The 23,348-nt window shown below is 71.3% G+C and carries 17 protein-coding genes; 4 read left to right on the top strand and 13 right to left on the bottom strand.

From position 1 onward, the window contains the following. Nucleotides 1-83: 83 nt before the first annotated feature. From ACFVDP_RS20825 to ACFVDP_RS20835, 3 genes are all read right to left on the bottom strand, one after another. Nucleotides 84-4,133 (bottom strand): Rne/Rng family ribonuclease, encoded by a 4,050-nt coding sequence (locus ACFVDP_RS20825; protein ID WP_383491515.1) that lies wholly within the window; start codon nucleotides 4,131-4,133, stop codon nucleotides 84-86. A 253-nt stretch (nucleotides 4,134-4,386) separates the two neighbouring features. Then, on the bottom strand, nucleotides 4,387-5,190 hold the full coding sequence (locus ACFVDP_RS20830; protein WP_383491517.1) for a TIGR03936 family radical SAM-associated protein: 804 nt from the start codon (nucleotides 5,188-5,190) through the stop codon (nucleotides 4,387-4,389). 46 nt (nucleotides 5,191-5,236) lie between these two features. Next, nucleotides 5,237-6,385 (bottom strand): hypothetical protein, encoded by a 1,149-nt coding sequence (locus ACFVDP_RS20835; RefSeq protein WP_383491519.1) that lies wholly within the window; start codon nucleotides 6,383-6,385, stop codon nucleotides 5,237-5,239. Between the two features lie 116 nt (nucleotides 6,386-6,501). Here ACFVDP_RS20835 and ACFVDP_RS20840 point away from each other — a divergent pair, with 116 nt between their 5' ends. Continuing rightward, nucleotides 6,502-7,089, top strand: a complete 588-nt coding sequence (locus tag ACFVDP_RS20840; RefSeq protein ID WP_383491521.1) for a TerD family protein — start codon at nucleotides 6,502-6,504, stop codon at nucleotides 7,087-7,089. Nucleotides 7,090-7,163: 74 nt separating this feature from the next. On the opposite strand, the gene ACFVDP_RS20845 is transcribed toward ACFVDP_RS20840, so the two are convergent. The 10 genes from ACFVDP_RS20845 to ACFVDP_RS20890 form a co-directional block, all read right to left on the bottom strand. Next, nucleotides 7,164-9,119: a TIGR03960 family B12-binding radical SAM protein gene (locus ACFVDP_RS20845; RefSeq protein WP_383491523.1), complete on the bottom strand. Its 1,956-nt coding sequence runs from the start codon at nucleotides 9,117-9,119 to the stop codon at nucleotides 7,164-7,166. A gap of 41 nt (nucleotides 9,120-9,160) precedes the next feature. Next, nucleotides 9,161-10,690: a CHAD domain-containing protein gene (locus tag ACFVDP_RS20850; protein ID WP_383491525.1), complete on the bottom strand. Its 1,530-nt coding sequence runs from the start codon at nucleotides 10,688-10,690 to the stop codon at nucleotides 9,161-9,163. 294 nt (nucleotides 10,691-10,984) lie between these two features. Further along, complete coding sequence (gene rodA, locus ACFVDP_RS20855) at nucleotides 10,985-12,190, bottom strand: rod shape-determining protein RodA (RefSeq protein ID WP_383491527.1); 1,206 nt, start codon at nucleotides 12,188-12,190, stop codon at nucleotides 10,985-10,987. A gap of 7 nt (nucleotides 12,191-12,197) precedes the next feature. Next, nucleotides 12,198-14,378 carry a penicillin-binding protein 2 gene (gene mrdA / locus ACFVDP_RS20860; RefSeq protein ID WP_383491529.1) on the bottom strand — a complete coding sequence of 727 codons (2,181 nt, stop codon included), beginning with the start codon at nucleotides 14,376-14,378 and terminating at the stop codon, nucleotides 12,198-12,200. A gap of 102 nt (nucleotides 14,379-14,480) precedes the next feature. Continuing rightward, a complete protein-coding gene (gene mreD / locus ACFVDP_RS20865; protein ID WP_383491531.1) occupies nucleotides 14,481-15,152 on the bottom strand; it encodes a rod shape-determining protein MreD in 672 nt (223 codons plus the stop codon). Nucleotides 15,153-15,170: 18 nt separating this feature from the next. Beyond that, the gene (mreC, locus tag ACFVDP_RS20870; RefSeq protein WP_383491533.1) at nucleotides 15,171-16,106 is read right to left on the bottom strand and encodes a rod shape-determining protein MreC; all 936 of its coding nucleotides are present in this window, start codon (nucleotides 16,104-16,106) and stop codon (nucleotides 15,171-15,173) included. Between the two features lie 219 nt (nucleotides 16,107-16,325). Then, the gene (locus ACFVDP_RS20875; RefSeq protein WP_018531437.1) at nucleotides 16,326-17,345 is read right to left on the bottom strand and encodes a rod shape-determining protein; all 1,020 of its coding nucleotides are present in this window, start codon (nucleotides 17,343-17,345) and stop codon (nucleotides 16,326-16,328) included. Nucleotides 17,346-17,682: 337 nt separating this feature from the next. Continuing rightward, nucleotides 17,683-18,096, bottom strand: a complete 414-nt coding sequence (gene ndk, locus ACFVDP_RS20880) for a nucleoside-diphosphate kinase (protein ID WP_383491535.1) — start codon at nucleotides 18,094-18,096, stop codon at nucleotides 17,683-17,685. 442 nt (nucleotides 18,097-18,538) lie between these two features. After that, nucleotides 18,539-18,883, bottom strand: coding sequence for a DUF4233 domain-containing protein (locus ACFVDP_RS20885; protein ID WP_383491537.1), 345 nt, complete (start codon nucleotides 18,881-18,883; stop codon nucleotides 18,539-18,541). A gap of 5 nt (nucleotides 18,884-18,888) precedes the next feature. Then, entirely contained in the window at nucleotides 18,889-20,424 is a 1,536-nt protein-coding gene (locus ACFVDP_RS20890) for a bifunctional folylpolyglutamate synthase/dihydrofolate synthase (RefSeq protein WP_383491539.1), read from the bottom strand. A 142-nt stretch (nucleotides 20,425-20,566) separates the two neighbouring features. Between ACFVDP_RS20890 and ACFVDP_RS20895 the strand changes: the two genes are divergently transcribed. From ACFVDP_RS20895 to ACFVDP_RS20905, 3 genes are all read left to right on the top strand, one after another. Further along, a complete protein-coding gene (locus tag ACFVDP_RS20895; RefSeq protein ID WP_383491541.1) occupies nucleotides 20,567-21,580 on the top strand; it encodes a rod shape-determining protein in 1,014 nt (337 codons plus the stop codon). A gap of 409 nt (nucleotides 21,581-21,989) precedes the next feature. After that, nucleotides 21,990-22,541, top strand: coding sequence for a hypothetical protein (locus ACFVDP_RS20900; protein WP_383491543.1), 552 nt, complete (start codon nucleotides 21,990-21,992; stop codon nucleotides 22,539-22,541). Continuing rightward, nucleotides 22,538-23,254 carry a winged-helix domain-containing protein gene (locus ACFVDP_RS20905; protein WP_383491545.1) on the top strand — a complete coding sequence of 239 codons (717 nt, stop codon included), beginning with the start codon at nucleotides 22,538-22,540 and terminating at the stop codon, nucleotides 23,252-23,254. The genes ACFVDP_RS20900 and ACFVDP_RS20905 overlap by 4 nt, the downstream gene beginning before the upstream one ends. Nucleotides 23,255-23,348: the final 94 nt, after the last annotated feature.

Here is a 23,348-nt window from a genome sequence, read left to right on the forward strand (position 1 = left end):
CCCGCGTGGTTTCACTCCCACCAACACCCCCCGCACCCCCCATACCCCGAAAACTTGGGGCCCCGTCCGCCGTCGTGCGTGGCTCAGGCCTCGTCGGCCGCGGCCGTGACGGACGGCAGCGACTGCTGCTCGGCCGCCGCGGTCTTCTTCGCGGTCGTCTTCTTGGCGGCGGTCTTGGTCGCCGCCTTCTTGGCCGTCGTCTTCTTCGCGGCCGTCTTCTTGGCCGCGGTCTTCTTGGTGGTGGTGGCCGCCTTCTTCGCCGTCGCCTTCTTGGCCGTCTTACGGGCCGTCTTCTTGGCGGCGGGCGCCTCCTCGGCCTCGGGAGCCTCGGTGGCCTCCTCCGTGGCCGACGGGACGACCAGGACGGCCGTCTCCTCGGACGCGGTCGGGGCGGTCGCCTTGCGCACGGCACGGCGGCGCGGGCGGGCCGGAGCGGCCGTCCCGGCCTCCGGCGCCGTCTCCTCGGCGGCCTTGGGCTGCTCCGCCTTCGGCTCCTCGGCCTTGGGCTCGGCGGCCTTGGGCTCCGACTCCACGACGGTCACCGCGGCGGCCTCGTCGGACGACGCCTTCGGCGCACCGGCGGGGGCGCTGGCCTTGCGGGTGGCACGACGGCGCGTCCGCGGGGCCGGGGCCTCGGCGGCCTGCTCCACCACGGGCTCGGGCGTCTCCTGCGCCGTGGGCGCCTCGACGACCGGCTCGGCCTCGGCCACCGGGGCGGCCGCGGCGGCCTCCCGCTGCTCCTCGGCCTGCTCCGCCTTGCGGGCCCGGTCGGCACGGGCGGACCGCTTGTCGGTCTGCTCGGCCTTCGGGGCACCGGCCGGAGCCGACGCGCGGCGCGTGGCACGGCGGCGCGAACGGCCGCGGCCCGCCGCGGCCTCCGCCTCGGCGGCGCTGGAGTACAGCTCGTCGTCGACCGTGAAATCGACCTCGGCCGGCGCGGTCCCGGCGGCCGTCTCGACGTCGCTCTCGGCCGTCTCCGGCGCCGACGCGTCCTCGTGGGCCTCGTGCTCGTGCGTGTCGTGCTCGTGCGTCTCGTGCTGGTGGTCCGCGCCGTTGCCACCGCGGCCACGCTTCTTGCGCTTGCCGCCGCCACCGGAGCCGGCGGAGGACGCCTGCTCCATGTGGACGATGACGCCACGGCCGTTGCAGTGCACGCAGGTCTCGGAGAAGGACTCCAGGAGGCCCTGGCCGACGCGCTTGCGGGTCATCTGGACCAGGCCGAGCGAGGTGACCTCGGCGACCTGGTGCTTGGTCCGGTCACGGCCCAGGCACTCCAGGAGGCGGCGCAGGACCAGGTCCCGGTTGGACTCCAGGACCATGTCGATGAAGTCGATGACGACGATGCCGCCGAGGTCGCGCAGCCGCAGCTGACGGACGATCTCCTCGGCCGCCTCCAGGTTGTTCCTGGTCACGGTCTCTTCGAGGTTGCCGCCCTGACCGGTGAACTTCCCGGTGTTGACGTCGACGACGATCATCGCCTCGGTCTTGTCGATCACCAGGGAGCCGCCGGAGGGCAGCCACACCTTGCGGTCGAGCGCCTTGGCGAGCTGCTCGTCGATCCGGTACGTCGCGAAGACATCGACCTCGGACGTCCACCGGGACAGCCGGTCGGACAGGTCGGGGGCGACATGGTTGACGTAACCGTGGATGGTCTCCCACGCCTCGTCACCGCTGACGATGACCTTGGAGAAGTCCTCGTTGAAGATGTCGCGCACGACGCGGACGGTCATGTCCGGCTCGCCGTACAGCAGGCTCGGCGACGACGTCGAGATCTGCTTGGACTTCTTCTGGATGTCCTCCCACTGGCCCTGCAGACGCTCGACGTCGCGGCGCAGCTCGTCCTCGCTCGCGCCCTCGGCGGCGGTGCGCACGATGACGCCCGCGTCCTCGGGGACGATCTTCTTGAGGATGGTCTTCAGACGCGCGCGCTCGGTGTCGGGCAGCTTGCGGCTGATGCCGGTCATCGAGCCCTCGGGCACGTAGACCAGGTAGCGGCCGGGCAGCGAGACCTGGCTGGTCAGGCGGGCGCCCTTGTGGCCGATCGGGTCCTTGGTGACCTGCACCAGGACCGACTGGCCGGACTTGAGGGCGGTCTCGATGCGGCGCGGCCCGTTGGCCATGCCGAGCGCCTCGAAGTTGACCTCACCGGCGTACAGCACCGCGTTGCGGCCCTTGCCGATGTCGATGAAGGCGGCCTCCATCGACGGCAGCACGTTCTGCACCTTGCCCAGGTACACGTTGCCGACGTACGAGGTCGACTGCTCCTTGTTGACGTAGTGCTCGACGAGGATGTTGTCCTCGAGCACGCCGATCTGGGTGCGGTCGCCGTTCTGCCGGACGACCATCACGCGCTCGACGGCCTCACGACGGGCCAGGAACTCGGCCTCCGTGATGATCGGCACCCGGCGGCGGCCCTGCTCACGGCCCTCGCGGCGGCGCTGCTTCTTGGCCTCCAGACGCGTGGAGCCCTTGATGGACTGCACCTCGTCCGAGGAGGTCGAGCGCTCGGCCTTCTCTTCCTTCTTGCGCGGCTCGCGGACCTTGACGACGGTGCGCTCCGGGTCGTCCGTGGACGACTGCTCGGCCTCGGGGGACGCGTCACCGGCGCGACGGCGACGACGACGGCGGCGACGGCTGCTGCTCGACCCACCGGACCCGCCGTGCGCGTCCTGCTCGTCGTCCTGCTCGTCAGCGTGCTCGTCCTGGTCCTCGTCGGCCTCGGCGTCCTCGTCGGAGGCGCCGTCCGTCTCGGCGTCGGCGTCCGTGTCGGCGGCGTCCCCGCGGCGACGGCGGCGGCCACCGCGACGGCGACGGCGGGCCGGGCGGTCGCCCTGCTCGTCGTGGTCGTCGGCGCTGTCCTGCTCGTCGGCGGCCTGCTCGTCCTGGTCGTCGGCCTCCGCCTCGACGGCGGGCTCCGGCGCGGCCACGGTCACGGCCTCGGCCTCGGGCTCGGCGGCGGGGCGCTCGTCCGTGGCGCGGCGACGACGGCGACGGCGCGGCGTCTGGTCCTCCTCGACGGCCGCGACCGGCTCGGGCGCGACCTCGGCCTCGGGCTCGGGCTCTGCGGCGGCCTCGGCCGCGGCGGCGGCAGCGGCGCGCTCCGGCGTCTGGAACATCGGCTCGGTGAAGACCGGCGCCTTGAACACGGCGATGGACGGCCGCTTCGGGCGGCCGCCGCCCTCGGTCCCGGCGGTTTCGGTCTGCTGCTTCGCCTGCTTGCCCTGCTTGCCCTGCTTGGGCTCGGAGAAGCCTCCGGCGGCCTTGCGGGTGGCGCGGCGACGGCCCCGGCGCGGGGTGCCGTCCTCGGCGTCGTCGCCGGACTGGGGGGTCTGGGTGGCCTGGGCGGGCTCGGCGGCGGGCGCGGCCTGCTCCTGTGCGGCCGGCTCGGCGGTGGGCGCGGCGGCCTGCGGGGCGTCGGGGGTGGACACGGCGCGGGTGGCCCGGCGGCGCGCACGGCGCGGGGCGGCGTCCTCGGCCGGGGTATCGGCGACCGGCTCGGCGGCGGGCGCCGCGGCCTGCGGCTCCTCGGCCGGGGCCTCCTCGACGGCCTGCGGCTCGTCGGCGGCGGGCGCGGTCACGGTGCGGGTCGCACGGCGGCGACGGCGCGGCGCGGCGGCCTCGGCCGGTGCCTCGTCGGCGGCGGCCGGGGTCTCCTCCGCGACGGCCTTCGGCTCGTCGGCGGCGTTCGTGGTGTCCGTCACGGGCGCGGACACGGTGCGGGTCGCACGGCGCCGGCGGCGCGGCGCGGCGGCCTCGGCGGGCGCCTCGTCGGCGGCGACCGGCTCGGCGGCTGCCTCGACGACCGGCTCGGCGGCCTCGGCCTGTGCGGGCGCACCGGTGGGCGCGGAGGCGCGCCGGGTGGCACGACGGCGCGGGCGGGCGGCGGGCGCCGCGTCCGCGGAAGTCTCAGGGGTAGTGGCAGCGGCCTCGGCTGCCTCGTTCACGGCGTCGAGCTCTTCCTCGGCGTCCGTGGCAGTGGCCGGTATGGCCGGCGCGGCGGCCTCGGCGTCCGTCGCGGAGGGGGCCACGGGCGGGCCCGCGGGGCGCGACGCGGCCCGGCGCCGACGGCGCGGGGGCAGGGTGTCGCTGGGGCTGTCCAGCTCGGAGGTGGTGGGTTCGGTCGGCTCGGGCATGCGGGTGGATCTCCCGTCGGGCCCCCGGGCGCCGCGCCTGATCCATGACCGGTGACGTCCGCGGCTCGCTCACGCTTCTTGTCGGGCGCGAGGGCCGCCGGTCCGGGGCGCGGGCGCCGCACGGGGGCTCTTCTGTCTGTTCTCGCCGGTTCCGGTACGCGATGTACGTACGGCCTGGCGAAAGTCCTTGGGTGGGTGCGCTGCCCGACCCAGGTGGCTCCCGAGTACGAGGGCGGCGCGACGACGACCGTCCTTACGCGGAACCGTCCGCCGCGGGCACCGTCGCGGCGGCAGTTCCTGCGGCCTCCACAAGGGGGGCGGCCGGGGCTGCCTCGCGGTCGGGCGCGAGCGGGTCGGTCACCGTGCCGGTCTCTTCATCGAAAGGCCCCTGCGCCAGCCTGGTCACCGCTGCGGGGACCGGCGGCGCCAGGTCGGCCACGGCGCGGAGACCGGACAGGACGTCGTCGGGTCGAACGGCAGGCGTCACGTGCCGAACAACCAGGCGCAGTATCGCACAGGCCGTGTCGCCGGGCCTATCAGCCGGGACATCCGAGGTCTGCGCCGCATCATGTGCCTCCAGGGACACCACGGCTCCGCGGGCGTCGAACGTCCGCATGCCGTTCTTGGTGCGGCGCTGCACCTCGACCGTCTCGGCGGTCCGGAAGGCCTCCGCGGCGCGGGCGGCCTCCTCGGCCGGGACCCCGTCGAGCCGCAGCTCCCACACGGATGCGGTGAGCCGGTCGGCGAGACCTGAGGTGCGGGCCTCGACGGCGTCGACGATGTCGAGGCCGTGGGGCATCGACTCGTCGAGCAGCGCGCGGAGGGTGCCGGGGTCGCGGGGCGCGGTGAGCGCGATCTCCAGATACTCGGCCTCACTGCCCGTGCCGGTGGGTGCGGCATTGGCGTACGACACCTTCGGGTGCGGCGTGAACCCCGCCGAATACGCCATGGGCACCTCGGCGCGGCGCAGCGCACGCTCGAAGGCGCGCTGGAAGTCACGGTGGCTGGTGAACCGGAGGCGGCCGCGCTTGGTGTAGCGCAGTCGGATGCGCTGCACCGCGGGTGCGGGCGGCGGGCCTACGGGCTGTCGCTTGCCCAGTGTCCTAATCCTTAATGAATGCGGTCTTCGTGAGAGCGGTCGTACTGCTATCAAGAGTACGTCCCTGCGCGTCCTGCGGTTCCCGCACCTCCCCGGGCGGCGGCTCGGGCGGGCGGCCCGGACCGAACAGGGCGCGCCGCACGTCGGCCCGCACCTGGCGGACCGTGGCACGGACCGTGCCGAGCGCCTCCCGGGCCACCCGGGCGGCGGGCCGCCACAGCTGGTCCCGTACGACGTGCCCGAGCGGGGTGAGCACGCTGCGGTACGCCCAGCGCACGGGTTCCACGAAGGTCCACCGCAGCAGGGTGGCGAGGAACCGCCCGACGGCGAGCGACACGTACCCGGCCACGCGCCAGGCGACGCCGAGCGCCGCGCCGATCTCCCGCAGGAGGACGCCGAGGGCCCGCCCGACGGGCACGAGCACCCAGCGCCACAGGGCGAGCGCGGGCAGCACGAGAATCCACCGGACGAGTGCCAGGGCGGCGAGGCCGAGCGGGGTGAGGAGATACCGGTACAGCGCGGCCGCGAGCCAGTGCAGACCGGCGGCGATCCCCGTGAAGAGCAGGGCGATCGCGTGCCCGATCGGGGTCAGCACGCGCGCGTACAGCCACGCGGCGGGGACGACGAGGAGCACCCGCGCGAGCCAGGCGAGCCCGCGCCCCAGCGCGACGGCACCGGCACCCAACTGCCGTACCAGCCAAGCGAGTCCACGCCCCACGGGTGCGAGCACATACCGCCACAGCGCGACCCACGGCCATACGAACAGGGCCTTGCCGATCCAGCCGAGCGCCACGCCCGCCGCCCGTCCGAGCGGCGCGAGCACGTGCGCGTACAGCCAGACCGCCGGCACGGCCACCAATACCCGCCACAGGAAGGCGAGTCCGCGGCCCAGCGGCGCCAGCACGTACCGCCCGAGCAGGACGAACGGCCAGACGATCACCGCGCCCAGCAGCAGCCCCACACCGCGGCCGAGCGGCACGAGCACCTTCTCGTACAGGAAGCGGCCGCCGGTGACGAGCGCGTCCCACACGAGCCGGACCGGCACCACGACGACGAGCGCCACGATCCGCACCGGCATGCGGATCGCCGCCACCAGACAGCCCTCCGCGGGGGCCGGTGCCGGGGCGGGCGCGGGGTCGTGGCGCTTCTCCATGTCCATGCAGTGTCAGACGCCGCAGAGGGCTCTTCGGATGCGGAGGAAACTCCTCCTCAGGTGTCGAATTGGACGCCGGTGCTTCACAAAGCGGCCGTGCCAGGCACAATCTGCGCATGATTACGCTTACGAAGGAAGACGGCCCCGCGGATCTCGACGGTGTCACCCATCTCTCCATCGGGGTCTCCTGGGACCCGACCGCCGGCAGCAGCGGTGGCGTGCTCGGCGCGCTGCGGCGCAAGCAGGGCACGGACCTGGACCTGATAGCGGTCGCCCTCCAGGGCAACGACCCGGTCCGGCTCGCGGGCCTGGACTCCCTGGACCCGCTGGGCAACGGCGCGCTGCGGCACAGCGGCGACAACCAGACCGGCAAGGGTGACGGCGACGACGAGACGGTCACCGTCGAGTTCGCGAAGGTGCCGCCGGTCATCACGTCGATCGTGTTCATCGCGGCGGCCTACAAGAAGGGCAGTTCGTTCCAGAAGGCCCGCAACATCAGCTTCAAGGTGTACGACGCCACGGGCGGCAGCAGCCAGCAGGTGGCCGACATCTGGCCGAGCCTGCTCAGCGCCGACAACGGCTGCCTGGTCGCGAAGGCGATCCGCACGGCCGGCGACGTCTGGAAGCTGGAAGTGATCAATGAGAACGGGAAGATCAAGCAGGGCGACGAGCGCGCGCTGATGCGCTTCGCCGTCAGCAAGTAGCCGTACGGCACGAGGAAGGGCCGGGCGTGTGAGCCCGGCCCTTCTTCGTGTCCGCCTGATGTCAGCGGTGGGCGCTACTTGACGACCGTCAGCGGCAGCAGCTTCTTGCCGGTCGGGCCGATCTGGATGGTCGTGTCCATCGCGGGGCAGACACCGCAGTCGAAGCACGGCGTCCAGCGGCAGTCCTCGACCTCGGTCTCGTCGAGCGAGTCCTGCCAGTCCTCCCAGAGCCAGTCCTTGTCGAGACCGGAGTCCAGGTGATCCCAGGGCAGGACCTCCTCGTACGTGCGCTCGCGCGTCGTGTACCAGTCGAGGTCCACGCCGTACTTCGGGAGCTCCTTGCCCGCGCACTCCATCCAGCGGTCGTAGCTGAAGTGCTCGCGCCAGCCGTCGAAGCGGCCGCCGTCCTCGTAGACGGCGCGGATGACGTCGCCGATGCGGCGGTCACCGCGGGAGAGCAGGCCCTCGACGATGCCGGGCTTGCCGTCGTGGTAGCGGAAGCCGATGGAACGGCCGTACTTCTTGTCGCCGCGGATCTTGTCGCGCAGCTTGGTCAGGCGCGCGTCCGTCTCCTCGGCGCTCAGCTGCGGCGCCCACTGGAACGGGGTGTGCGGCTTGGGCACGAACCCGCCGATCGACACCGTGCAGCGGATGTCGTTCGAACCGGAGACCTCGCGGCCCTTCTGGATCACGTTCATCGCCATGTCGGCGATCTGGAGGACGTCGTCGTCCGTCTCGGTGGGCAGGCCGCACATGAAGTACAGCTTCACCTGGCGCCAGCCGTTGCCGTACGCGGTCGCGACGGTCCGGATGAGGTCCTCTTCCGAGACCATCTTGTTGATGACCTTGCGCATGCGCTCACTGCCGCCCTCGGGGGCGAAGGTGAGGCCGGAGCGGCGGCCGTTGCGCGTCAGCTCGTTGGCCAGGTCGACGTTGAACGCGTCGACGCGGGTCGACGGCAGCGACAGACCGATCTTGTCCTCGGTGTACCGGTCCGCGAGGCCCTTGGCGATGTCGCCGATCTCGGAGTGGTCCGCCGACGACAGCGACAGCAGGCCGACCTCCTCGAAGCCGGTCGCCTTGAGGCCCTTCTCGACCATCTCGCCGATGCCGGTGATGCTTCGCTCCCGCACGGGGCGCGTGATCATGCCGGCCTGGCAGAAGCGGCAGCCTCGGGTGCAGCCGCGGAAGATCTCGACGGACATCCGCTCGTGGACCGTCTCGGCGAGCGGCACGAGGGGCTGCTTGGGGTACGGCCACTCGTCGAGGTCCATGACGGTGTGCTTGCTGACCCGCCACGGCACGCCCGACCTGTTGGGCACGACGCGGCCGATGCGGCCGTCGGGCAGGTACTCGACGTCGTAGAAGCCCGGGACGTAGATGTTCCCGGTCTTCGCGAGGCGGAGCAGGACCTCCTCGCGTCCGCCCGGACGGCCTTCGGCCTTCCAGGTGCGGATGATCTCGGTCATGTCGAGCACGGCCTGCTCGCCGTCGCCGATGACGGCGGCGTCGATGAAGTCGGCGATCGGCTCCGGGTTGAAGGCCGCGTGGCCGCCCGCGAGGACGATCGGGTCGTCCAGCGTGCGGTCCGCCGACCTCAGCGGGATGCCGGCCAGGTCGAGCGCGGTGAGCATGTTCGTGTAGCCCAGCTCGGTGGAGAAGGACAGTCCGAAGACGTCGAAGGCCTTCACCGGGCGGTGCGAGTCGACCGTGAACTGGGGCACCCGGTGCTCGCGCATCAGGGCTTCCAGGTCGGGCCAGACGCTGTAGGTGCGCTCGGCGAGGACGCCCTCCCGCTCGTTCAGCACCTCGTACAGGATCATGACGCCCTGGTTGGGCAGGCCGACCTCGTACGCGTCCGGGTACATCAGCGCCCAGCGGACGTCACAGGACTCCCACGGCTTGACCGTGGAGTTGAGCTCTCCGCCGACGTATTGGATCGGCTTCTGCACGTGCGGGAGCAGCGCTTCGAGCTGCGGGAACACAGACTCGACCGCTTGGGGCGCCGCGGCGGCGGCTTCGGCAGACATAACCGTGGACCTTTGTGAGCTGACAGGCATGACCCTCAACCCTAACCCGCCGAGAGGCCCGCCTCCGCCGCGCTTTCCCACACTCCGGGCAGCTCGCGCTCGCGGTCCGCGGCGGCCGCCTGCTCCTGTCCGTACAGCAGTCCCCAGGTGAACGCCGTCTCGCCCGCCGCGTGCGCCTGGATCGCGAGGTGGCGCAGCGTCTCCCGGGCGACGACCGAGTCCTGGTGGTCGCCGAGGAGGGACTGGACCGCCTTCATCCGCTTGCCGAACCGCTTGGCCTGCTTGCCGAGCGCGGGGACGGCGGCCTCGCCCGCGTACCGGGCGCGCTTGGCGGCCTTGCGGGCCTCGTGCATCGCCAGGTCGCGGTCGGTGCCGGCCGGCAGTGACAGGGCGTGCTCGACGCGGGCCGCGAGACGGGCCTGGTCCTTGAGGGCGGCGGCGACGAGCACGCCCGCGGCCGGTTTCCGGGCGGCGGGCCGCAACGGCGGGTCGGCGAGCAGCGCGTCGAGGGCGTCCAGCAGGGCCAGGTAGCGCTTGCTGTCGAGCACGGCGACCGTGTGGCGGCGCGAGCCCTGGCGCCGGGCCACCGCCCAGATCCGCAGCCGGCCGCGGACCGGGCCGAGAAGCAGGGTGCGCGGCAGGGCGTCGATCCGGGAGGTGAGCCGCTCGGTCAGCACCTCGCGGTCGCGGTCCACACCCAGTTCGGCGCCGAGCCATTTCAGCTCTTCGGCGACCGGCTCGGTGACGGCCACGTCGAGGACCTTCTTGTACGTCTTGAACGCGCTGCGCATCCGGCGGGCGGCGACCCGCATCTGGTGCACGGCGTCCGGCAGGTCGCGGCGGACGGCCGGGTCGAGGTCGACGAGCGCGTCGCGCTGGGCGCGGAGGCGGGCGATCACGTGGTCCCCGGCAGTGCCGGACGGCGGGCTCTCGGGAGGCTTGCGTGTCTGTCCCCCGGCGCCCGTCTCGTCGAGGGCGCGGGCCAGTTTGGAGACGGATCCTGAGCGGTCGGCGCCGGCCTTGCGCAGCCGCTTCTCGACCTTGCCGAGGAAGTCGGGGTCGCCGTCGTCCGCCAGCTCTACCTCGATCTCCGTCCAGGCCGTGCCGCCCAGGCCGTCGGACCGCTCGGCGCGTACGGCGTCCACGCTCACCTCAGCGAGCAGCGCGCCGTCGGCGTCGGTCAGGTGGGAGACGTCGCGGGACGACAGCAGGCGCACCACGGGCAGCAGGGGCGCTTCCCGTACGCGGGAGCGGACGAGGCCGGCCAGGGAGCGGGGCAGTTGTGCGGAGAGCGGGGCGCGGATCTCGTCGCGTACGCCCTCGCCGAGCGCGACCGGCAGTTTGAGGTGCCAGCCCGCGTCGTCGCCGCCGGTGCGGCGGCGCAGGGTGATGTCGTCGGCCGCGAGGCGCTGGTCGGCCGTGTCGTAGTACACGGCGTCGAGTTCCAGGACGCCCTTGTCGACGACCTCCGCCACGCCGGGGACCTTTCCCAGGTCGGGCAGCTCGAAGGGCTCGTCGGGAGCGCCCGGAACCTCATACTTCCGCTCGATCTCGCGCTTCGTCTCCGCCATGACCCGAATTTAGACGTTGCGGGGTTGTGCCGATAGAGGCCGGCGTCACGGGGCGCATTGAGTGCGGGCTGCTGGCAGCCCCGATAGGGGCGCGGGGAACTGCGCGAGAAGCCCCACCGGGCGTTCACCCGCGAACGGCGCTGTACTGGCCGCCCACTAGGCGCTAGCCCCGCGCCGGGGTGCCGCCTTGCCCACCCTGCCGCCCCAGGCGGCAGATTGCCCAAGACGGCGGCCGCCGGGCCAGCCGAGGCGGCGGGGGCGGCCCGGCGCAATCACCAGGCCGCCGCAAAGCCGTCAGGCAGACATAGGGCGTTGGACCCTGATCGATTGGAGGAGGCCGATTGCCACCCAGACCGCGAACATCGAGGAACCGCCGTACGACACGAACGGCAGGGGCAGACCGGCGACGGGCATGATGCCCAGCGTCATCCCGATGTTCTCGAACGCCTGGAAGGCGAACCACGCGATGATCCCGGCGGCGACGATCGTCCCGTACAGCTCCGTCGTCTCGCGCGCGATCCGGCAGGCCCGCCACAGCACCACGGCGAGGAGCAGAAGAATGGCGCCGGCGCCGAGGAAGCCGAGCTCCTCCCCCGCCACCGTGAACACGAAGTCGGTCTGCTGCTCGGGCACGAACTGCCCGGTGGTCTGCGAGCCGTGGAAGAGCCCGGAGCCGGTGAGCCCGCCCGAGCCGATCGCGATGCGCGCCTGGTTGGTGTTGTAGCCGACGCCGGCCGGGTCGAGCGCCGGGTTGGCGAACGCCGCGAAGCGGGCGATCTGGTAGTCGTCGAGGATGCCGAGCTGCCAGACCGCGACGGCGCCCGCCGCGCCGACGCCGATCAGCCCGAGCACCCAACGGTTGGAGGCCCCCGACGCCAGCAGCACGCCGAGCACGATCATCACCATGACCATGACGGACCCGAGGTCCGGCATCAGCATGACGACCATCATGGGGACGGCGGCGAGGCCGAGGGCCTGGAGGACGGTCCGGTGGTCGGGATGCTCCCGGTCACCGGCGTCCACCCGCGCCGCGAGCAGCATCGCCATCCCCAGGATGATCGTGATCTTCACGAACTCCGAGGGCTGGAGCGAGAAGCCGCCGCCGATGATGATCCACGCGTGCGCGCCGTTCACGGTCGCGCCGAGCGGGGTGAGGACCAGCAGCACCAGGAAGACCGAGATGCCGTAGAGGATCGGCACGGCGGTGCGCAGCGTGCGGTGGCCGAGCCAGATCGTGCCGACCATCAGCCCGATGCCGATGCCGGTGTTCATCAGGTGCCGGAAGAGGAAGTAGTACGGGTCGCCCTGGTTCAGCTCGGTCCTGTTGCGGGTCGCCGAGTAGACGAGCGCGGAGCCGATCAGCGAGAGCGCGACCGCCGACAGCAGTATCGGCCAGTCGAGCCGGCGCACCACCGAGTCCCTGGCCATGAGCCGGGACATGGTGGAGCGCTGCTGCGGACCGTATCCGGAGACGGAGAAACCGTTGGTGTGACCTGCCATGGCCGGCTCAGTCCCTCCTGCTGTACGTCGAGGCGGGCAGTCCGGCCGCCAGCTCCTGCTGCGCGGGCGCCTGCTGCTTGCTCGGGTCGTACGTGTCGATCGTCGGGGCGTCGATCGAACCGTCCTTCTGGATCTTCGGCAGGGCCTTCTCCGGCTCGGGCAGCAGGGCCTTCTTCAGGTTCTGCTGGCCCTTGTCGTCGAGGCCGTACATCGCGTCGTAGATCTTGCGGACGGCCGGTCCGGAGGCGCCCGAGCCCGTACCACCCTGGGAGATCGTCATCACGATCGAGTAGTCCTTGGTGTACGACGCGAACCACGACGTCGTCTGCTTGCCGTAGACCTCCGCCGTACCGGTCTTGGCGTGCATCGGGATCTTGTCCTGGGGCCAGCCGCCGAAGCGCCAGGCCGCCGTACCGCGGGTCGCCACTCCCGCCAGTGCTTCGTCTATCTCGTCGCGGGTCTTGCCCTTGAACGGCAGCTTGGCGTTGACCTTCGGCTGGATCTCCTGGACGTGCTTGCCGTCGGCGCTGACGATGGCCTTGCCGACCTCGGGCTCGTGCAGGGTGCCGCCGTTGGAGATCGCGGCGTAGATGGACGCCATCTGGATCGGGGTGACGAGGGTGTCGCCCTGGCCGATGGAGTAGTTGACGGAGTCACCGGCGCGCATGAGGTTGCCTTCGAGGCAGTTCTCGTAGTTGAGGCGCTGGACGTAGTCGCCGTCCTTCTTGCCGGACTTGCACCAGGAGTCCTTGTTGGCCTTCCAGAACCGCTGCTTCCACTGGCGGTCGGGGACCCGGCCGGTGACCTCGTTGGGCAGGTCGATGCCGGTCTCCTTGCCGAGGCCGAACTGGTGGGCGGTCTTGTAGAACCAGTCCTGGGTGTCCTTGTTGCCCTTGAGGCCGCCGTCCTTCTTCCACTCGTTGTGGGCGATGCCGTAGAAGACGGTGTCGCAGGAGACCTCCAGCGCGCGGCCCAGCGAGATCGGCCCGAAGTTCTCCGACTCGAAGTTCTTGAAGACCTGGTTGCCGATCGAGTACGAGCTGGTGCACGGGTAGCGACCGTTGAACGCGTAGCCCGCGTTGACCGCCGCCGTGGTCGAGACGACCTTGAAGATGGAGCCGGGGGCCGCCTGGCCCTGGATGGCCCGGTTCAGCAGCGGGTAGTTGGAGTTCTTGCCGGTCAGGTTGGCGTAGTCCTTGCCGGAGATGCCGCCGACCCAGGCGTTCGGGTCGTAGCTCGGGTTGGACGCCATGGCGACGACGCGGCCGGTCTTGGCCTCCATCACGACGACGGAGCCGGAGTCGGCCTTGTAGTTGGTGCCGGTGTTCTTGTCGAACTCCTTGCGGGCGGCCTTCATCGCATCGTTCAGCTCGTACTCGGCGACCCGCTGGACCCGTGCGTCTATCGAGGTGACGACGTTCGCTCCGGGCTCGGCGTCGTCGCTCTTGGCGCGGCCGATGACGCGGCCGAGGTTGTCGACCTCGTAGCGGGTGACACCGGCCTTGCCGCGCAGATCCTTGTCGTACGTGCGTTCAAGACCGGAGCGGCCGACCTGGTCGGAGCGGAGGTACGGCGATTCGCTGTCCTTCGCCTGCTCGATCTCGGAGTCGGTCACCGGGGAGAGATAGCCCAGCACCTGCGCGGTGTTGGCCTTGCCGGGCGCGGCGTAGCGGCGTACGGCGGTGGGCTCGGCGGTGATGCCGGGGAAGTCCTCGCCGCGCTCGCGGATCTGGAGCGCCTGCTTGGGAGTGGCCTCGTCGGTGATCGGGATGGGCTGGTACGGCGAGCCGTTCCAGCAGGGCTGCGGCGTCTTGGCGTCGCACAGCCGGACCTTCTCCTCGACCTCCTTGGCCGTCATGCCGAGGACGCCCGCGAGCTTGGCCAGGACGGCCTTCCCGTCGTCCTTCATCTTCATCAGGTCGGTCCGCGAGGCGGAGACGACGAGGCGGGTCTCGTTGTCGGCGAGGGCGACGCCCCGCGAGTCCAGGATCGAGCCGCGCACGGCGGGCGTGACGACCTGCTGGACGTGGTTGCCCGACGCCTCCTTGGCGTACTCGTCGCCGTTGCGCACCTGGAGGTACCAGAGGCGGCCGCCGAGCGTGAACAGGAGGGACAGGACGAGGATCTGGAGGACGACGAGACGGATCTGGACGCGCGGGGTCCGGCCGGTCTCAGGGATGTTGGTCATGGTGCCCGTGCTCCCCCTAGTACGTGTGCGAGTACGAGTAGTACGTGTACACGCCCGACCTGTGCGCGGCCGGAGCGGCCGGAGCGGTCGACTTCGCTGCGCTCACAGGCGCTTGACCCCCTTGATGCGTCCGGCGCGGGCGGCGCGCGCCTTCACGGACCTCATGCGCAGACCGCCGCGCTGATTGCCGACGCGCAGGCCGGTGCCGGACGAGAGCCATCCGGAGGAGACGTCGGAGACCTTGCCGGAGCCGCCGCTGTCGGCCAGTGGATCGTTCTCGGCGCGTCTGGCCAGCGCCATCACGCCGGGTACGACGAACGGCGCGAGCAGCAGATCGTAGAGCGCGGCGGTGAACAGCAGGCTGCCGAGGCCGACATGGCGGGCGGCGGTGTCGCCGACGAGGGCGCCCACTCCCGCGTACAGCAGGGTGGTGCCGACGGCGGCGCCGACCACCACGACCATCGGGCCGAAGGCCGAGCGCAGCTGTCCGGTCTCGGGCTTCGCGAGGCCCGCGAGGTAGCCGATGACGCACAGGACCAGGGCGTAGCGCCCGGCGGCGTGGTCGGCGGGCGGGGCCAGGTCGGCGAGCAGGCCCGCGCCGAAACCGATGAAGGCGCCGCCGACGTGGCCGTAGACGAGCGCGAGACCGAGGACGGTCAGCAGCAGCAGGTCGGGGACGGCGCCCGGGAGCTGGAGCCGGGCCAGGACACAGACCTGGACGACGAGGGCGACGACGACGAGGGTCGTGGAGAGGAGGATCCGGTTGAAGCGCATGGTGGTCAGCTCCTCCTGTTACTGCTGGACGCCGGCGGCCGGCGCGGACGGCGTGACGGTGACGGTCACGGTCGGCGCGGGCTTGGGCTTCGCGGGCTTGGACGGCAGGACCTCGTCGCGCGGGTCGCTGCGCGGCGGCTGGACGACGATGCCCACGATGTCGAGCTTGGTGAAGCCGACGTACGGCTCGACGTAGACGGTGCGGGTCAGGTCGCCGCCCGACGGGTCGACGCGGACGACCCGGCCGACGGGCACGCCGGGCACGAACGGCTTGTCGGCCTCCGAGCCGAAGGTGACGAGCCGGTCGCCCTTCTTCACCTTCGCCTTGCCGTTGAGCAGCTGGACGCGCAGCGGCCGGTCGCCCTGGCCGGTGGCGAAGCCGAGCTCGTCGGTCTTCTCCATCCGGGTGCCGACGGTGAAGTCCGGGTCGTTGGCCAGCAGGATCGTGGAGGTGCCGGGGCCGACCGTGGTGACGCGGCCGACCAGCCCGTCCCCGTTCAGCACCGTCATGTCGCGCTTGATGCCGTCGTTGGCACCGGCGTCGATGGTCACCGTCCAGGAGAAGCCCTGCGCGGACCCTATGGCGATGACCTGGGCGCCCTTGATGCCGTACTGGCCGGCGCCCGCCGTCTTGAGCATGGTGTCGAGCTGGCGGATCTTGCTGCGGTTGCGGTCGTCGCTGCCGAGCTTCGACTTCAACGCGGCGTTCTCGCGCTCCAGTTGGCCGATCCGGTCGTGCCGCTTGTCCGAGTCGCGGACCGCGCTTATGGCGTTGCCGATCGGATCGACCGCGCCGGCGACACCGCTCTCCACGGGGCCGAAGACCTTGGCGGCGGCCTGACGGGCACCGTCGACCGGCGAGTCCTCTCCTCCGCGGATGTCCACCGTGATCAGTGCGAACGCGACGGCGATCAGCAGTACCAGGAGCAGCCGGCTCTCTCGTGTGTCCCTCACGTGCGGCGGCCGTGCCTTCCTCAATCAGAAATCGGGTGGGGCGTTGTCACGATGTCCGGAGATATGGGCTTGTCGGGGTGATAGGGGGATGCCGGACGGATGTAACCGATGCAACTCATGTCCGGGAATTCTTACGCCTTGCCTCTATATCAACGATCCGCCGTACGAAGTGGCAGGCACTCGTACGGCGGACCCACCCTTTCAGGTGTCAACACCCGCTCATCTGCGCGGCGAGGCGTCAAGTACTTGCTGCAGCGCCTCGAACTCCTCGACACACTTTCCGGAACCGAGCGCCACGCTGTCCAGCGGGTCCTCGGCGATATGGATGGGCATGCCCGTCTCGCGGCGCAGTCGCTCGTCGAGGCCGCGCAGCAGAGCGCCGCCTCCGGTGAGAACGATGCCGCGGTCCATGACGTCACCCGACAGCTCGGGCGGGCACTTGTCGAGGGTGGTCTTGACCGCGTCCACGATCGCGTTGACCGGTTCCTCGATGGCCTTGCGGACTTCCGCCGCCGAGATGACGACGGTCTTCGGCAGACCGGACACCAGGTCACGGCCGCGGATCTCGGTGTGTTCGTCGGAGTCCAGGTCGTACGCGGAACCGATCGTGATCTTGATCTGTTCGGCGGTGCGCTCACCGAGGAGGAGCGAGTACTCCTTCTTGATGTGCTGGATGATCGCGTTGTCCAGCTCGTCGCCCGCGACGCGGATGGACTGCGCCGTGACGATTCCGCCGAGCGAGATGACCGCGACCTCGGTGGTGCCGCCACCGATGTCCACCACCATGTTTCCCGTGGCCTCGTGGACCGGGAGGCCGGAGCCGATGGCCGCGGCCATGGGCTCCTCGATGATGTGCACCTGGCGGGCACCGGCCTGCGAGGAGGCCTCGATGACCGCGCGGCGCTCGACGCCGGTGATGCCGGACGGCACGCAGACCACGACTCGGGGCCGGGCGAGGTAGCGCCGCTTGTGGATCTTCAGGATGAAGTAGCGGAGCATGCGCTCGGTGATCTCGAAGTCGGCGATCACGCCGTCCTTCAGCGGGCGCACGGCCACGATGTTGCCAGGGGTGCGCCCGATCATCTTCTTGGCTTCGGCGCCGACCGCGAGAATGCCACCGGTGTTGGTGTTGATCGCGACCACGGACGGTTCGTTGAGCACGATCCCGCGACCCCTGACGTACACCAGCGTGTTGGCGGTCCCGAGGTCGACAGCCATGTCACGGCCGATGAACGACATTGAGTTCCCCATCAGGATTCGTCTGGCCTTCCCAAGTGGAGCGTTTGATTGCTTGTCAGGTAGGCGAGAGGTGGACGCGGTGTGGCGTGGAGGCTCCATCGTAGTCTCGCCTGCACGATCACGGCGCGAGGGTCTTCGCCATTGTCAGCAGATGAATCCCCGCCCCGCTAATGGGGACGTGCCGACGGAGGGTTGCGTTCCCCCAATCGGGGCGCATATGCCAAAGAACGACCTGAATTCTCAGGCCGTTCCAGGTCAGTGGCGCTCCGTGACTGACGAATCGTCAGAATCATCAGAAGGAGAATGCCGGTTCGTCTCAGTGGACGAGATCCGGGCTTCAGACCAGGTTCGGGAAGAAAATCTTCAGCTCGCGCTCGGAGGACTCCTCGGAGTCGGACGCGTGAATGAGGTTCTCGCGGACGATGGAGCCGAAGTCTCCTCGGATCGAACCCGGGGCCGCCGCGATCGGGTCGGTCGGACCGGCCAGCTGGCGGACACCCTCGATGACGCGCTCGCCCTCGACGACCAGCGCCACGACCGGGCCGGACGCCATGAACGTCATCAGCGGCTCGTAGAAGGGCTTGCCCTTGTGCTCGCCGTAGTGCTGCTCCAGCGTCTCCTGGCCGAGCTCGCGCAGTTCGAGTGCGCTGATCGTCCAGCCGGCCTTGCGCTCGATTCGGCCGAGGATCTCGCCGATCAGGCCACGGCGGACTGCGTCGGGCTTGAGCAGGACGAGCGTGCGCTGGGTCATTTTGGGTGGGCTCCTTGTGCGGCCTGGATGTGCGGTGGGCCCGAGATTACAGGGGGTTATCGCCCGCCCGGCACCGGGGTTCCACGTTCACCTGCGGCCCGGCGGGGCTTCTCGCGCAGTTCCCCGCGCCCCTCGTCGGGTTGTCGTTCGTCCGCGGCCCGGTGGGGGCTGGTCGCGCAGTTCCCCGCGCCCCTGAGGCAGGCGCTGCGCGCCGCCTCCCCTGAGGCTGCGCTTCGCGCGCCTCTCCTGGGGGACCGGGGCGCGGCTCTCCTGGGGGACGGGGGGCTCGCCTCCACCTTGGGCAGGTGGCGCGCCTCTCCTGAAGGGGGGGGTGACGCGCCTTTGATGAGATGGCGCACGAAGTGCGCATCTCAGGGGCGCGGGGAACTGCGCGAGAAGCGGCCACCGGGCCGCAGACGAACAGCCCCGCCCGAGCCGTGGCTCAGGCCGCGCTCGACTCCTGCTGCGCCCAGCGGGCCTTCGCTTCGTCGATCTTTCGGCCGAAGTGGATCGAGGCCCACCACAGCGCCGCGAAACAGGCCCCGAGGAAGAACATCACCGGCACCCAGAACCCGCTGACGATCAGCGCGATCTGCAGGGCCCAGCCCAGCTGGACGCCACCGGGACGGGTGACCATGCCGCACAGCAGCACCGAGAACAGCATGGCCACGCCACAGACCGTCCAGACCAGGCCGCTCGACAGGTCCTGGTCCTTCATGGCGACCAGCCCGGCGAACCCGATGACGAAGAACTCGCCGATCAGCGTCGACGCACACAACGTACGCACAGTGCTCAGTCCTTCCCCAGCAACAACAGCCGGGCTTCCCCGACGGTGATCACGGAACCGGTGACGAGAACGCCGCCGCCCGCGTACTCGCCCTCTTCCTCGGCGAGCGTGATCGCGGCCTCCAGCGCGTCGTCGAGCCGCGGCTCGACCTGCACCCGGTCGTCCCCGAAGACCTCCACCGCGATGCCCGCCAGCTCATCGGCGTCCATGGCCCGGTGGCTGGAGTTCTGCGTGACGACGATCTCCGCGAAGATCGGCTCGAAGGCCTCCAGCAGTCCCCGTACGTTCTTGTCGGCGCTGGCCCCGACGACCCCGATGAGCCGGCTGAAGTCGAAGACCTCGCTGATGGCGTCGGCGGTGACCCGGGCGCCCGCGGGGTTGTGCGCGGCGTCGAGCACGACGGTCGGCGACCGGCGTACGACTTCCAGGCGGCCCGGCGAGGTGACGGACGCGAACGCCGTACGGATGGTGTCGATGTCGAGCGGGCGCGCGTGCTCCGAGCCGATGCCGAAGAACGCCTCGACGGCCGCGAGCGCCACCGCCGCGTTGTGCGCCTGGTGGGCGCCGTGCAGCGGGAGGAAGACCTCCTCGTACTCGCCGCCGAGCCCGCGCAGGGTGACCAGCTGGCCGCCGACGGCGATCTGCCGGTCCACCAAACCGAACTCCAGGCCCTCGCGGGCGACCGTGGCGTCCGTCTCGACGGCCTTCTTCAGGATCACCTGCGCCGCGTCCACCGGCTGCTGCGCCATGATCACGGTGGCGTCCTGCTTGATGATCCCGGACTTCTCGACCGCGATCTCGCCCGGCGTGGAGCCCAGGCGGTCGGTGTGGTCGAGGTCGATGGGGGTGATGACGGCGACGGAGCCGTCGATCACGTTCGTCGCGTCCCAGCTGCCGCCCATGCCGACCTCGACGACCGCGACGTCGACGGGGGCGTCCGCGAAGGCCGCGTAGGCCATTCCGGTCAGCACCTCGAAGAACGACAGCCGGTACTCCTGCTGGGAGTCGACCATGTCGACGTACGGCTTGATGTCCTCGAACGTCTCGATGAAGCGCTCGTACTCGATCGGCGCGCCGTCCAGGCTGATGCGCTCGGTGATCGACTGCACGTGGGGCGAGGTGTAGCGGCCGGTGCGCAGGTCGAAGGCGGCGAGGAGGGCCTCGATCATGCGGGCCGTCGACGTCTTGCCGTTCGTCCCCGTGATGTGGATCGACGGGTACGCCTTCTGGGGCTCGCCGAGCACGTCCATCAGCGCCGCGATCCGGGCGACGGACGGCTCCAGCTTGGTCTCGCCCCAGCGGGTGGCCAGGTCCGCCTCGACCACCCGCAGCGCCTTCTCCACCTCCGGGTCCTGCGGCCGGGCCGGGATGCCGTCGCCCTGCGGGGTGCCGCCCTGCGTGCGCAGGGTGCGGCTGCCCGCCTCGATGACCGCGAGGTCGGGGTCGCGGTCGGTCTCGGCGCCCACGATCTCCTCGAAGGCGTCCGGGCTGTCGCTGGGGCCGTGGTCGTCGCTGCTGTCGCGCGGGGGGAGGTCACTCACGTACGCCAGTCTACGGAGGTCCCCGACAAGTGCGGACAGCGGTACGCAAGCCGCCCTCCGGGACGGAACGGGACTTTGGGCCTGTCCGAATCGGGACTTTGGTCCCGCCGCGGCACAGAGTCACCCTGCAAACTTGGCGATCATGGACATAGGTATCGATCTCGGAACCGCCAACACTCTTCTCTACGTACGCGGTCAGGGGATCGTGCTGAACGAACCGTCGGTGGTCGCCGTCAAGCAGGGCGGCAAGCACGACTCCGTGCTCGCCGTGGGGACCGAGGCGAAGGAGACCATCGGGCGCACCCCGGGCTCCATCACCGCGATCCGGCCGCTGCGCGACGGCGTCATCAGCGACTACGAGGCGGCCGAGCAGATGATCCGGCACTTCGTCCGCAAGGTCGCCCCGGGCCGCCGGCCGCGTACCCGGATGGTCGTGTGCGTGCCCAGCGGGGTCACGCCCGTCGAGCGGCGGGCCATCATGCACGCCGCGCAGAGTTCGGGGGCGCGGGCCGTACATCTGATCGAGGAGCCGATGGCGGCGGCGATCGGGGCCGGGCTGCCGGTGTCGGAGCCGCGCGGGTCGATGGTGGTCGACATCGGCGGCGGGACCACCGAGGTCGCCGTCATCTCGCTCGGGGGTGTCGTCACGGCGCGGTCGCTGCGGGTGGGCGGGGACCGGTTCGACGAGGCCATCACCGCTCACGTGCGCAGGGAGCACGGGCTGCTGATCGGGGAGCGCACCGCCGAGGACGTCAAGGTCGCGATCGGGTCGGCGTGGCCCGTGCCCGGGGAGGACGCGTTCGAGATGCGGGCGTTCACCGTGCGGGGGCGGGAGAAGGTGGCCGGGCTGCCGAAGACGGTGGAGCTGACCGTGCGGGAGGTGCGGGCCGCGCTGGACGAGCCTGTGGAGGCGGTCGTCTCGGCCGTGAAGGCCACCCTGGAGGAGTGTCCGCCGGAGCTGTCCGGCGATGTGATGGAGCACGGGATCGTGCTGACCGGTGGGGGTGCGCTGCTGCCCGGGCTCGATCTTCGGATTGCTTCCGGTACGGGGATTCCGGTGTTCGTCGCCGACGAGCCGTTGGACAGTGTCGCGCTGGGGTGCGGGAAGTGTGTCGAGGACTTCGACGGGCTGGAGCGGATGCTGGGGGCCGCCTGACGGGGCGGGTGCGGGTGCGCCGTGGGTTTTGCGCAGTTCCCCGCGCCCCTGAGGGTGGGGGTAGAGGTGCGTGGGTGGGTGACCCGTGCGTCGTGGCTGGTCGCGCAGTTCCCCGCGCCCCCCGCCGCCTTGGGCAATCTGCCGTCCCCCAGACTCCGTCCGGGGGGTCCCCCGGAGCGGCAGGGTGGGCAAGGCGGCACCCCGGCGCGGGGCTAGCGCCTCATGGGCGGCCAGTACAGCGCCGTTCGCGGGTGAACGCCCGGTGCGGGCTGAGCGCGCCCACGCGGCGGAGCCGCAAATCGATACAGCCCCGCGCCCCTGGTGGGGCGCACCGCCATATGTCGTAAAGGCGCACCGCTGTTCGGCGCGGTGAGCGCCCCGTACGGGCGACAAGGGGTCCAATCGGACCATGTGGTACGCACATCAGCCGAGTCGGCGCGCTCGGCAGATCATCGGTGACGGGGCGGCTCTGCTGTGGGTCGCGGGGTGGGCCGGGATGGCGGTCGTGGCTCATCGGGTGCTCGGGCACGCGACCCGGCCGGCGCCCGCCGGGCCCCGGATCGGGCTGCCCGGGCCGCTGCACGGTGTGGCGCGGGCCGGTGACCGGATCGTGAGCGCCGCGCCCGAAGGGGCGGGGCCGGTCAGGGTGCTGGTGCTGCTCGCCGCCGTCGCGGTGTTCGTCGTGCCGGTGGCGCTGCTCTGCGCGCTGTGGCTGCCGCGCCGGATCCGCTGGGTGCGGCGGGCCGCCGCCGCCCGGGACCTCGCGAACAGCGAGGACGGCCGGGAACTGCTCGCGCTGCGGGCGCTGCTGCGCCCCCTCGACGAGGTCGGCCGCACCGCGGAGACGCTGCCCGAGAGCACCCCGGGCAGTCTCGCCGAGGGCTGGCGCGAGGGCGACCCCGCGACCCTGGACGCGCTGGCGGAGGCCGAACTGATCCGGCTCGGGCTGCGCACCGCGTGACGTCGCAGGGGCGCCCGTCCACCGAACGGGCGCTGCCGCTGCTGCTCGTGGCGGCCCCGGCCGATGTCCACCGCCTGGTGCGCGCCGAACTCAACGACACCCGCTACACCTTCCACCTCGTGACCACCGGCACCGAGGCGCTGCGCGACCTCTACCGCTACCGGCCGAACGTGCTGCTGCTGAGCGCCCGGGTGCGCGACCCGGACCTGTGGGAGGTCCTGGGGCGGGTGCGCGAGATGACCGAGGACCTCTTCGTGGCGGTGTACGACCGCACGTACCGCGAAGGCGTCGCCCGGCGGGCGCTCGCGGCGGGCGCCGACGACTACGCGACGCCGGACGTGCCGCTGCCGCTGGCCAGGGCGCTGCTCGGTGCCCGCCTGCGGCGCGCCCGGCCGGCCGATCCCGGGGCCCAGCTCGTCGACGACGGCTGCGTCCGCCTCGACACCGTCACCCACGAGGCGTCGGTGGCGGGCAACTATCTGCCGCTGACCCCGCTGGAGTTCCAGGTCCTCCTCGTCCTCGCCCGCAACCCCGGGCAGGTGTTCAGCGCTGCCCAGCTCCTGGAGCGCGCCTGGCGCGACCCGGCCGGCAGCGACCCGGCCAACGTCCGCTACGTCGTCCTGCGGCTGCGGCGCAGTTTCCGGGCGGCCGGTTTCGAGGCGCCGATCGAGACGGTCCGCGGCGTCGGCTACCGCTACCGGCGCGTGCGGTGACCTTGGCCCCGGGCCCAACGGCCCCAATGGCGACCCGAGTTGCCGCTGCCACATTCGTGCAACATTGAACCAACATCTCTGCCACAGCTCCGGC

The sequence above is a fragment of the Streptomyces sp. NPDC057694 genome (genome assembly GCF_042799415.1).
GTDB lineage: Bacteria > Actinomycetota > Actinomycetes > Streptomycetales > Streptomycetaceae > Streptomyces.

What these genes read in the sequence shown, in the direction of transcription:
- ACFVDP_RS20825 (WP_383491515.1), bottom strand. Translation starts at nt 4,133, where the DNA reads ATGCCCGAGCCGACCGAACCCACCACCTCCGAGCTGGACAGCCCCAGC.
- ACFVDP_RS20835 (WP_383491519.1), bottom strand. Translation starts at nt 6,385, where the DNA reads ATGGAGAAGCGCCACGACCCCGCGCCCGCCCCGGCACCGGCCCCCGCG.
- ACFVDP_RS20840 (WP_383491521.1), top strand. Translation starts at nt 6,502, where the DNA reads ATGATTACGCTTACGAAGGAAGACGGCCCCGCGGATCTCGACGGTGTC.
- ACFVDP_RS20845 (WP_383491523.1), bottom strand. Translation starts at nt 9,119, where the DNA reads ATGTCTGCCGAAGCCGCCGCCGCGGCGCCCCAAGCGGTCGAGTCTGTG.
- ACFVDP_RS20850 (WP_383491525.1), bottom strand. Translation starts at nt 10,690, where the DNA reads ATGGCGGAGACGAAGCGCGAGATCGAGCGGAAGTATGAGGTTCCGGGC.
- rodA (WP_383491527.1), bottom strand. Translation starts at nt 12,190, where the DNA reads ATGGCAGGTCACACCAACGGTTTCTCCGTCTCCGGATACGGTCCGCAG.
- mrdA (WP_383491529.1), bottom strand. Translation starts at nt 14,378, where the DNA reads ATGACCAACATCCCTGAGACCGGCCGGACCCCGCGCGTCCAGATCCGT.
- mreD (WP_383491531.1), bottom strand. Translation starts at nt 15,152, where the DNA reads ATGCGCTTCAACCGGATCCTCCTCTCCACGACCCTCGTCGTCGTCGCC.
- ACFVDP_RS20875 (WP_018531437.1), bottom strand. Translation starts at nt 17,345, where the DNA reads ATGTCGTTCATCGGCCGTGACATGGCTGTCGACCTCGGGACCGCCAAC.
- ndk (WP_383491535.1), bottom strand. Translation starts at nt 18,096, where the DNA reads ATGACCCAGCGCACGCTCGTCCTGCTCAAGCCCGACGCAGTCCGCCGT.
- ACFVDP_RS20895 (WP_383491541.1), top strand. Translation starts at nt 20,567, where the DNA reads ATGGACATAGGTATCGATCTCGGAACCGCCAACACTCTTCTCTACGTA.
- ACFVDP_RS20900 (WP_383491543.1), top strand. Translation starts at nt 21,990, where the DNA reads ATGTGGTACGCACATCAGCCGAGTCGGCGCGCTCGGCAGATCATCGGT.